Origin of the sequence: Bartonella jaculi, assembly GCF_039543045.1 — a bacterium.
GTDB lineage: Bacteria > Pseudomonadota > Alphaproteobacteria > Rhizobiales > Rhizobiaceae > Bartonella > Bartonella jaculi.
On record NZ_BAABIZ010000033.1, the window covers coordinates 1 to 10,142 of the forward strand.

Consider the following 10,142-nt stretch of genomic DNA (forward strand, 5'->3'; position numbering starts at 1 on the left):
AGTACCAAAATGAAAAAAAGTGAAAAAAATAAAAAATACGTATTGACTTTAAAGCGAAGCTGGTTTAAAAGGGTCGACAAGTGCTTAAAAACCACTTGTGATAAGCGGATAGACCACGAAAAGGTTTCTCCCATTCTTTAAAATACTGACTGTCTTTTATGCTTTAAGTAGCGTATGATGATTTATGTCGGGTGTGCTTATACCATACAATACCCTTCGCGAGGGAAAAGTATAAGCAACGGACTTGTGACCGTGTTTTTAGCACCCGGCGCCCTTATGGGCTGTCAATTAAAAACTTAATAATCACAAGGAAAACAAGCATGAGTGCTACAGTTAAGAATCAAAAAACATCCAAAAAATATGAACTTACGAATGAAAACTGCGTTGTTAACGGTGTGACTTTACACCGCATTAAAGCTTTAAGGGATTTTGCTGATGTTAAGGCGGGGGATCTTGGTGGTTTTATTGAAAATGAAGATAACCTCTCTCATGATGGTAATTGCTGGGTTTATGATGATGCTATGGTTATTAAAGCAAGCGTTTCCGAAAATGCCAAAATACGCAATAATGCCCGCGTTGTGAATTGGGCTAGGGTTTATGGTAATGCCGTGATTAGTGATAAGGCATGGGTTTTGAGTGATAAGGCACATGTTTATGACAATGCAGTCATTAATGGCAATGCAAAAATTGGAGGCTATGTTTTTGGCAATGCCGTTGTGAGTGATAATGCCGTTATTACAGAGGGGGCTCTTATTTACGATAATGCCCGTGTTTATGAAAATGCGTATGTGAGTGGGCTTGTGTTTAATGATGCCCATGTCTATGGGAAATCACGCCTTGCTGCGTGGTCAAAAGCTTATGGAAATGCTCATGTTTTTGATAAAGCTATAGTTTATGATGGTAGCAATATTTATGACAATGCCAAGGTTTCTGGCTCGGCGCGTGTTGGTCCCTGTGCAAAAATTCACGATAATGCTCATGTGAGTGGCAAGGCACAAATTTGCCAATTTACAACGATTTATGGCAATGCTGTGCTTAAAGAAAATAAGAAATTTTCTGAAGATGTCTGTGGTGTTGATCAGGATATAAATAAAGCAGCGTAAAAAAGCAGCGGCGTTGCGGGGGCGCCTCCTTATAACCATTTCATTTAAAAATTTGTTTGAATATTAGATTAGGGAGTTACCTATGGCCACTAAAACTGTATCTAAAAAATATGAACTTACTGATGAAACTACAGAAGTTAAATACTATGGCAGAGTTAAAACACTTTATCGCATTAAAGCTTTAAGAAGTTTTGGAAGTGTTAAAAAAGGTGATCTAGGTGGCTTTATTGAAAGTGAATACAACCTTTCTCACCAAGGTAATTGCTGGGTTGGGGACGATGCAAAAGTTTATAATGCTGCTATTGTTTGGGGGCATGCGAAGGTTTTTGAAAATGCAATAATTTGTGATGAGGTGCATGTTAATGGATTTGCAAAAGTTCATGGCAATGTACGTGCTTATGGGAATGCAATTATTGGTGGCAGGGCACGTATTTTTGGAGATACGCAACTTTTTTCGGGGGCATGGGTTACAGGAAGAAAAGAGATTTCTACAGGTTTAATGTCTTTTGGAGATAGGGTAAACACTGTAGATGAATTGATTAAAGCGGCTGCGTCGTATTCTAAAAGATAGAATTAAAAAAAAGCCGTGTCATTTACGACGCGGCTTTAAAGTTAGTTAATAGATAAAAAAAGAAAACCTATACAAAAGGAGTTAATGATTTCAATGATGCGAATGAAACTACACAAAAGTGTGTATAAAAGCAAGAGCGTTTTTATCAAATTGCATCTTAAAATCGATCATGCTATGCTTAATTCGCAACGTTATTCTAGCGTTGTGTTTTAACCGTCCTCTAGGTTTAAAAATAACTCTTTTAAAGTAAAAACCGCGCCAATTAATTTTGACACGGTTTTTATTTTGCTATTTTGCAATGCACGCTATTCTTCAATTATATACACAAAACGTATATAAAGGTAAATGTATTTTTATTCGCATTGCATTATAGAAAAGATTTTGTTATTTCGAGGTTTGTAGAAGTCGAAATACTTTGTCTGTTCTAGGCAAGGGTTTTTATCAATAAAGCCGTGTCAAAATTAATTGGCACGGCTTTTGTTATGAACGTTTGCTGTTTTGTTATTCGAAAGTAAGACGAATATCTCTATATTGCACAATGTGTGTAAAAACACAAGCAATTAAAAAATAAAAAATGGGATTCACACTGTAGATTCAGTGGTTTATAATTATCATTTATCAAATAAATTTAAATCATAATGAATAAAATGAACGCTGTTAAATTACCTTCTTTTCAAACAGAAGAACAATCTTCTTTTCGTCAACTCCCTCATAATATTGAAGCAGAAAAAGCTTTGCTCGGTGCTATCATTATCAATAATTATGCTCTTGATAGCGTTTCTGATTTTTTAAAAGCAGAGCATTTTTTTGAACCTTTGCATCAAAAGCTTTTTGATATCATTTCAAAAATTATTCAAAATGGAAAAGTTGCAGATCCCATTACTATTAAGCCCTTTGTTGAAAATAATGAGAAAATTGGAGACATCACTGTATATAATTACGTGGTGCGATTAGCTACAGAGGCAGTCACAATCATTAATACTAAAGATTATGGGAGCGTCATTTATGATCTGTTTATCCGACGCTCTTTAATTAACCTTGGCACTCAAGTTGTGAATAGAGCTTATGATGCGCCTCTAGAATTTACAACATCACAACAAATTGAAACTGTTGAAAATCAGTTGTTTGAATTGGCAGAGAAAAGAAAATATGGGAGTGGGTTTGAAAATTTTAATACAGCCATTACAAAAGCACTTAACATGGCAAGCGCTGCGAAAAAGCGTTCTTCAAAGCTCTCTGGGATAGCTACCCATATCAAAAGTCTTGATGAGAAAATGGGGGGGCTACAGCCATCTGATTTGATTATCCTTGCGGGGCGCCCTGCTATGGGAAAAACCGCACTTGCAACCAATATTGCCTTTAATATTGCCAATGCTTGCAAGCGTGATTCCTCAACACAAGAAAATGAAGGAGGCATTGTTGGATTTTTCTCGCTGGAAATGTCAACAGAACAGCTTGCAACGCGTATTATTTCTGAGCAAACAGAGATCTCTTCTTCCGACATCCGGCGTGGAAGTATTTCAGAAGAACAATTTTCAAAAATAATTCGCGCAATGCGTTCCTTACAAACAATCCCTCTTTATATTGATCAAACGGGGGGTGTGTCTATTGCACAATTGTCCGCCCGTGCAAGGCGTCTTAAACGACAACATGGTCTAGATGTCTTGATTATCGATTATATCCAACTCATGACAAGCGGTTCAAAGCGTTCATTAGAAAATCGCGTTCAAGAAATTACAGCCATTACCACCGGATTAAAAGCACTTGCAAAAGAACTCAACATTCCCATTATCGCTCTCTCTCAACTTTCACGTCAAGTAGAAAACCGAACCGATAAACGTCCACAACTCTCTGATTTACGTGAATCTGGTTCAATTGAGCAAGATGCCGACATCGTTCTGTTTGTTTATCGTGAAGAATATTATCTCAAAAATGAAGAACCAAAAGAAGGTACTGCTGAGTATAGCAAGTGGCAAGTAGCAATGGAGCAAGCCAAGGGTAAAGCCGAGGTTATTATAGCAAAACAACGCCATGGTCCGACAGGAATCGTTCCCCTTGCCTTTCAATCCGATTTTACACGCTTTAGTGATTTAGCACATAATGTAATACTTTAAATAATTGTTATTAGATAACTGAAAATATTGTAAAAACACATAAAACATGTTATGATCTTTATATCATTTAATGGAACTTACAAACATGCTTAATAAAGTGATGTTAATTGGCTATCTCGGTGCTGATCCCGAAAGTAAAACTATGACCTCTGGTAATGAAGTGGCTAATTTTCGTATAGCAACTTGTGAAAGCTATACAGATAAGGCAAGCAATCAAAAAGTAGACAAGACAGAATGGCATTCCATTGTGGTTTTTAATCCACATTTAGCAAAAATAGCACTCCAGTATCTTAATAAAGGAAGTAAAGTTTACATAGAGGGTCAATTACAAACCCGTAAATGGCAAGATAAAAACGGTATTGAACGTTTTGTAACAGAGATTGTCTTACCTAAGTACAAAGGTGATTTGAAGCTTTTAGACAGCAAAAATAATGATGATCAAGAGCAATCATCGCCTTATGAGAAAAGCTTCCAGAGACCTTTTGATACGTCTACAAACGCTTTAAATGACAGTGTTCCTTTTTAAAGTGGTGTGAAAATGAATGTATCAAGTTCAACAAATTGCTAACTTCTTTCTTGAAAAGGGGCGCGAGGAAGATATTGGAATTTCCCCTATGAAGCTTATTAAGCTGGTGTATTTTGCGTATGGATGGATGTTAGCAGCTACAGGCAAGCGTCTCTTTCCTGATCGCATAGAAGCATGGCAGCATGGACCCGTAATTCCGGCTCTTTATCATGAGTTTAAAGACTGGGGAAGGCGTTTTATCGATCGTTATTCGCGTATGGTGGATTTAGAGACAGGAGAAATGTTTATCCCTAAAATGTCTAAAAACTCAGCTGATGAATATACAGTTAAGTTATTAGAGATTGTATGGAATGCTTATAAAAATTTTTCAGCTTATCGCTTGCGTGACGCCTCTCATGAGGATCGATCGCCATGGCGTAGAGTGTACAATGGGAGATGGGGTGTAAAGCTGAAAGATAATCACATCAGAGAATATTTCATTAGAAAAATTAATAGATATTTGAAAGCAGCAGAGAAAATAGGAATCTGAGGTTATCTGTGAAAAAAAACAAAAAGAGGGGACGCCCTAAAATAGCAGGGCAGGTAAGAGAAGCCAATGGTCGTATATCACGTGCAAAAGCACCGCGTGAAGCCGTTGATCAATTGGCAATAGAAACACGTGCCAAACGCTTTGGTTTAACGCTACAAGAGGCAAAAAATCCACTCTCTGGGTCTTACATAGGACGGCTTTGCTTGCAAGGTCAACTCACTCAAGAGCAATATGACGCCGCGCAACAATATCTACAGATACGAAACGACTATCTATGTGCAAAAGGCTTGCCTAATGCGATTTATGACGAAATGCCGTCATCTGCTGATGATAAAGCAAGAGACAAATGGGTAGAATTTGCAACAGAGAAGTTTTTAAATACGCAAGAGGCAATAAAAGAAGCGCAACATCTCTATAAACAGTATAACCTCTATGCTGCGCTACAGTACCTCGTTATAGAAGATCAAGAATTACCGCATCTTGTGAACTCATTGCGGGTGGCTCTTAATGCGATTCAGAAACATTTTGATCGTTAAATGACAATCTCTATTACGGTTTCATTATATTGTATATCGTTTGTAAGTTTCTGCAGTGTTCAATGAGGCCCTTTAACCCTTTATGATCATTTCTTTTCACTTGAGATACTATGTTATTTACTTGTTCTTTTCTTAAATCGTAATGCTTATCTATAGTCATCATAAGTTTTTTTGCATAATAAATCATTGGATCTTTGTTATCATTGACTACGTCGTATGCCCACATAAAATCGCTTTCACTCCAATCATATTCATCGCGTAAACGCTTTATTACATTGGGTAGATCCATTTGCGACATCACCTTATTATAATCACCCCGCAATAAACTCATAAAGGATGCACAACCAAGAACCGATATGTGACGATACAATATATCCTCCTGTTTAAAAAATGAATATTCTCCGCCATTTCTGAGTGAAAGTTCTTCTGCTCTGCGTATCTTTTCAGAATGCATAGAGCCAATATATGATTCACTTACGTATTTATTGTAAAGTTGATTATACTTCTCTATAGTATCTACACTTGTAAACATACGCGTCAATTTGTCTATAAATCCAAATGACGCTGATGCAGGTAGCGCTGATATAAAAAAGAAAGCTATAAATGTTATGATGCGTGTTGTGGATAATAATTTCATCATTTTGAACCCTTAATTATTCATAAGCGCTGTTTAACAGATTCCCTTTAAAATTATCAATATGTGTTATTTTTTGTGTTGACAAAGTGTAGCAAATCGTATTTAATAACATCGCTGTACTTGGTCGTACTGTATCTAGACGAGGGGCAGTGCAGTTCAAAATCCCCGCAAATGCGGGGTTTTTTATTATCTGGAGGGAGGAATTTATGACATCAGAAAATACAGAACAGGTTTTTCAAGCGACAAAAAAGCCTATGCCTCCTAATGCTGGAAAAGGGCGTGTGAAGGGAGTTGGCAACAAAACAACACGTCTTTTAAAAGAGGCAATCATTAAAGCAGCTGAATTGGCAGGTAATAAGTATGGCAAGGAAGGGTTGATCTCTTATCTGGAACAGCAAGCGATTAAATGCCCAGCTGCTTATTTAGCGTTGCTTGGTAAGGTGTTGCCTTTGCAAGTGACAGGGGAAGATGGGGGAGCTATCAAGACGATAACGCGTGTGGAAATCGCGCCTTTGGTTAATGACAAGACGACAGATTAATATTGTACCAAAGCTTATACCGATTTTTGCAGGGGATGCTTTGGTGCGTGCAGCTTGGGGAGGAAGAGGATCTGGGAAGACAAGATCCTTTGCCTTGATGGCGGCTTTAAAAGGCTATCAATTTGGTATGCAAGGGATATCAGGGACTATCCTTTGTGCGCGTCAGTTTCAAAATTCGTTGGCAGAGAGTTCATTGGAGGAAATTAAGCGCGCCATTGAAGCCCATGACTTTTTAAAGGGTTATTACAAGGTTGGGGAGTCTTCAATTAAGTCGATCGATGGTCGTATAGCCTTTCAGTTTTCTGGACTAGACCGCAATATTGCGAGTATCAAATCGATGGGACGCATTTTGCTTTGTTGGGTTGATGAGGCAGAGCCCGTTACAGAGACAGCTTGGCAGACGCTTATACCGACCTTGCGTGAAGAAGGAGAGGGATGGAGAGCAGAGTTATGGGTGACATGGAACCCATTGCGAGAGAATGCCCCCGTTGAGAAGCGGTTTCGCTTTTCAGATAATGAAGCGATTAAACGTGTTGAGATCAATTGGTCAGACAATCCGAAGTTTCCTAAGATCTTGAATGAAGCGCGTCTTGATGATTTGAGAAACCGCCCCGAGACTTATAAGCATATATGGGAAGGGGCTTATTTAACAGCGGTTCAAGGGGCTTACTATCAGAAAGAAATGTTGGCAGCCGAGCAGGAGGGGCGGATAGGACGTGTTGCACGTGATCCTTTAATGCAGATACGCGCCTTTTGGGATATTGGGGGGACGGGCGCTAAGGCAGATGCAACAGCGATTTGGATAGCGCAATTTGTAGGAAGAGAAATCAGAGTGCTTGATTATTACGAGGCACAAGGACAGCCGTTATCGGAGCATATTGGTTGGTTACGTGACAATGGTTATGAGAAGGCATTGATGGTTTTGCCCCATGATGGTGCAACCAGAGACCGTGTGCATAATGTGAGTTTTGAGAGTGCTTTAAACGATGCGGGTTTTGAAACGCAAGTCATTCCCAATCAAGGAGCCGGTGCTATCAAAATGCGAATAGAGGCAGTGCGACGTATTTTACCTTCTGTTTGGTTTAACGAGGAAACGACGGTAGCGGGTCGTAAGGCACTGAACTGGTATCATGAGAAATGGGATGAGAAGCGCAATATAGGGTTAGGCGCAGAGCATGATTGGTCGAGTCATGGTGCGGATGCTTTTGGATTGATGTGTGTGGGCTACGAAAAGCCGGTGCAGAAACATAAGAGACAAGCTTATAGCGGTAGAGAAGCTAATGAGAGCACGTCATGGATGGCAGAATGATGCATGATGAAGAGCATTTAGACAAAGATAGCAACATTTCAGATTTGTCGACAGAAGGTTTATTTCGTAAACTTGTGAGTTGGTACAAAGAAGATGTTGAGCATGTGAACAAATGGCGCGAGCAAGCCCGTGAAGATTTTCGTTTTTATAATGGAGATCAGTGGAATGAAGCCGATTTAGCAGCTTTAAAGGAACAGCGCCGCCCCGTCATGACCTTTAATCGTATTGCACCATTGGTCAACGCGGTAGTGGGGTCAGAGCGTAACAACAAGCGTGAAGTACAGTTTATTCCCCGACAGATAGGCAAGGCATTACCCAGTGAATTGCTTACAGGGGCGGCAGAATGGTTTCGCGATATGGCGCATGCGGAATACGCGGATTCTGATGCTTTTCAAGATGCTGTCATTTGCGGTATGGGCTGGACCGATACGCGACTTGATTATGAAAACAGCCTCGATGGAGAACCAGTTATTACGCGTTTAGACCCTCTGAAAATGGTTTGGGATAGCGCGGCAGTACAACCGAATTTAACCGATGCACAACGCTTATGGTACGTAGACCGCAAGCCCTTGGAAGTTGCCAAGCAAATGTTTCCCAAAGCCCATTGGAGCGAACTAAGTGCAGATTGGGCAAAAGATGGGAGTGCTTATGAAGGCATTCATCACAATGATTTAGAGGCTTATGATGATGAGATTGGAATTGATGTTGAAAACGGTCGACGAATGGTCACTCTTGTCGAATGCCGTTGGTTTGAAAGCGAGAGATATTATAAAGCGCCCGATTTAAGCACTGGAGAACTTCGTGATTATAGCGAAGAGGAATTTAAGCAACTTCAATGTATGATGCCCGATATTCAAGGGGCGGCTTTTAATAAAAAGGTCGTCAAGCGCGCTTTTTTAGGCAGAAAAGTTTTGTTATGTCCTGATCAACCGATGGTTCCTGCTGGTCAATTAGGTTGGGAGTGTATAACGGGGTATTTTGATAAGATAGAGCGTCAATTTTATGGGGTTGTACGTCCTACTAAAGACCCACAGCGATGGGCAAATAAATATTTTAGTCAGGTGATGCATATTCTCAACAGCCAATCTAAGGGCGGGATAATGGCAGAGAGGGGCGCCTTTGAAGATGAAAGAGAAGCCGTAAAAAGTTGGAGCAGAGCAGACAGTATCACGGTTTTAAAAAATGGAGCTTTGGCAGGTGGAAAAATACAGCCAAAACCGGTCTCTCAATTTCCCACGGGCTTTTTCCAGTTATTCAATGAAGCCAAAGAAGCTATTAATCAGGTAACTGGATTATCACCAGAGTTTATAGGGACGAGAGAAGTTTCACAAGCAGGGGTTTTGGAGGCACAACGGCGTCAATCCAGTTTAAATCTGCTTGCTTGTTTGTTTGATGGGTTGCGTTTGTATCGCAAGCGTCAAGGTAAGCTTATTTTGCACTTGATCCAGAATTACTTGTCTGATGGTCGTTTGGTGCGGATTTCTGGAGAGGAGAATGCGCAATATATTCCTTTGACCCGTGAAGCAGTGATGAGTGTTGATTATGATATTGTGGTGGATGATGCGCCAACCAGTCCTAATGAGAAAGAGCGCACCTTCGGCATTATTACCCAGCTCTTACCATTGCTTCAAAATGCCGTGACACCAGATATCATGCTTGATTTGTTGCGCTACTCCCCATTGCCGGCGTCACTGCTTAATCGTGTAAGTGAAAAGTTTCAACAACAGCAGCAGATGGCGCAACAAGCGCAACAGCAGATGAATCCGGAGCAAGAAATGAAGTTGCAAGAAAAGCAGCAGGATATTGCTGCTAAAGCCCAGATGCAACAGATGGATTTACAAGGAAAGCAGATTGAACTGTTCATGCGTCAAAAGAGAGCAGAACTGGAAGCGGAAATGATGCAGCAACGCCATGAATTAGAACGGCAACGCATTATGAATGAGCAGATGCATAATCAAATCATGCGAGAAAGAGCGGCCACTTATCGAGGAGGAAGCATTTGAGAAAGGTAAAAGAATGAATGCAGAAATGAATGAAGATTATAGAGTAGAACCAGCTGTTTTTGATGATGAAAGCTCTTTTGAGAGTGATCATGATGTCGAAACGGTTGAGAGCCATGATGTCACGTCTCCAGAGCCGGTTGCAGAGCCAGTTGAACAGCCTTCAGAGATTACAGTCCCTAGTATAGAACAGCAACGTGCTGAAGAACAATTAAAGCAATCCCGTGAAGCACTTGTCAAATTTTATGAAACTCAACCTCAAGCGCCAATGGTTGAAG

10 protein-coding genes and 1 pseudogene are annotated in these 10,142 nt (G+C 40.1%); 10 read left to right on the forward strand and 1 reads right to left on the reverse strand.

Features of this window, described 5'->3' with window-relative positions:
* Window positions 1–320: 320 nt before the first annotated feature.
* From ABD915_RS08085 to ABD915_RS08110, 6 genes are all read left to right on the forward strand, one after another.
* Entirely contained in the window at window positions 321–1,103 is a 783-nt protein-coding gene (locus tag ABD915_RS08085) for a hypothetical protein (protein ID WP_345117230.1), read from the forward strand.
* 82 nt (window positions 1,104–1,185) lie between these two features.
* Window positions 1,186–1,674, forward strand: coding sequence for a bactofilin family protein (locus ABD915_RS08090; protein WP_345117232.1), 489 nt, complete (start codon window positions 1,186–1,188; stop codon window positions 1,672–1,674).
* 647 nt (window positions 1,675–2,321) lie between these two features.
* Window positions 2,322–3,788, forward strand: coding sequence for a replicative DNA helicase (locus ABD915_RS08095; protein WP_345117234.1), 1,467 nt, complete (start codon window positions 2,322–2,324; stop codon window positions 3,786–3,788).
* Window positions 3,789–3,873: 85 nt separating this feature from the next.
* Window positions 3,874–4,314 carry a single-stranded DNA-binding protein gene (gene ssb, locus ABD915_RS08100; protein WP_345117236.1) on the forward strand — a complete coding sequence of 147 codons (441 nt, stop codon included), beginning with the start codon at window positions 3,874–3,876 and terminating at the stop codon, window positions 4,312–4,314.
* A gap of 16 nt (window positions 4,315–4,330) precedes the next feature.
* Complete coding sequence (locus tag ABD915_RS08105; protein ID WP_425548203.1) at window positions 4,331–4,843, forward strand: Panacea domain-containing protein; 513 nt, start codon at window positions 4,331–4,333, stop codon at window positions 4,841–4,843.
* Between the two features lie 8 nt (window positions 4,844–4,851).
* Complete coding sequence (locus ABD915_RS08110; RefSeq protein ID WP_345117238.1) at window positions 4,852–5,379, forward strand: hypothetical protein; 528 nt, start codon at window positions 4,852–4,854, stop codon at window positions 5,377–5,379.
* A 13-nt stretch (window positions 5,380–5,392) separates the two neighbouring features.
* On the opposite strand, the gene ABD915_RS08115 is transcribed toward ABD915_RS08110, so the two are convergent.
* Complete coding sequence (locus tag ABD915_RS08115; RefSeq protein ID WP_345117240.1) at window positions 5,393–6,019, reverse strand: hypothetical protein; 627 nt, start codon at window positions 6,017–6,019, stop codon at window positions 5,393–5,395.
* A 203-nt stretch (window positions 6,020–6,222) separates the two neighbouring features.
* On the opposite strand from ABD915_RS08115, the gene ABD915_RS08120 reads away from it, so the two are divergent.
* From ABD915_RS08120 to ABD915_RS08135, 4 genes and pseudogenes are all read left to right on the forward strand, one after another.
* Complete coding sequence (locus ABD915_RS08120; RefSeq protein ID WP_345117242.1) at window positions 6,223–6,555, forward strand: hypothetical protein; 333 nt, start codon at window positions 6,223–6,225, stop codon at window positions 6,553–6,555.
* Window positions 6,536–7,864: a PBSX family phage terminase large subunit gene (locus ABD915_RS08125; RefSeq protein WP_345117244.1), complete on the forward strand. Its 1,329-nt coding sequence runs from the start codon at window positions 6,536–6,538 to the stop codon at window positions 7,862–7,864. The genes ABD915_RS08120 and ABD915_RS08125 overlap by 20 nt, the downstream gene beginning before the upstream one ends.
* Window positions 7,849–9,867 carry a portal protein gene (locus tag ABD915_RS08130; RefSeq protein WP_345117246.1) on the forward strand — a complete coding sequence of 673 codons (2,019 nt, stop codon included), beginning with the start codon at window positions 7,849–7,851 and terminating at the stop codon, window positions 9,865–9,867. The genes ABD915_RS08125 and ABD915_RS08130 overlap by 16 nt, the downstream gene beginning before the upstream one ends.
* 13 nt (window positions 9,868–9,880) lie before the next feature.
* Window positions 9,881–10,142, forward strand: a pseudogene (locus tag ABD915_RS08135) (hypothetical protein); the annotation flags it as partial.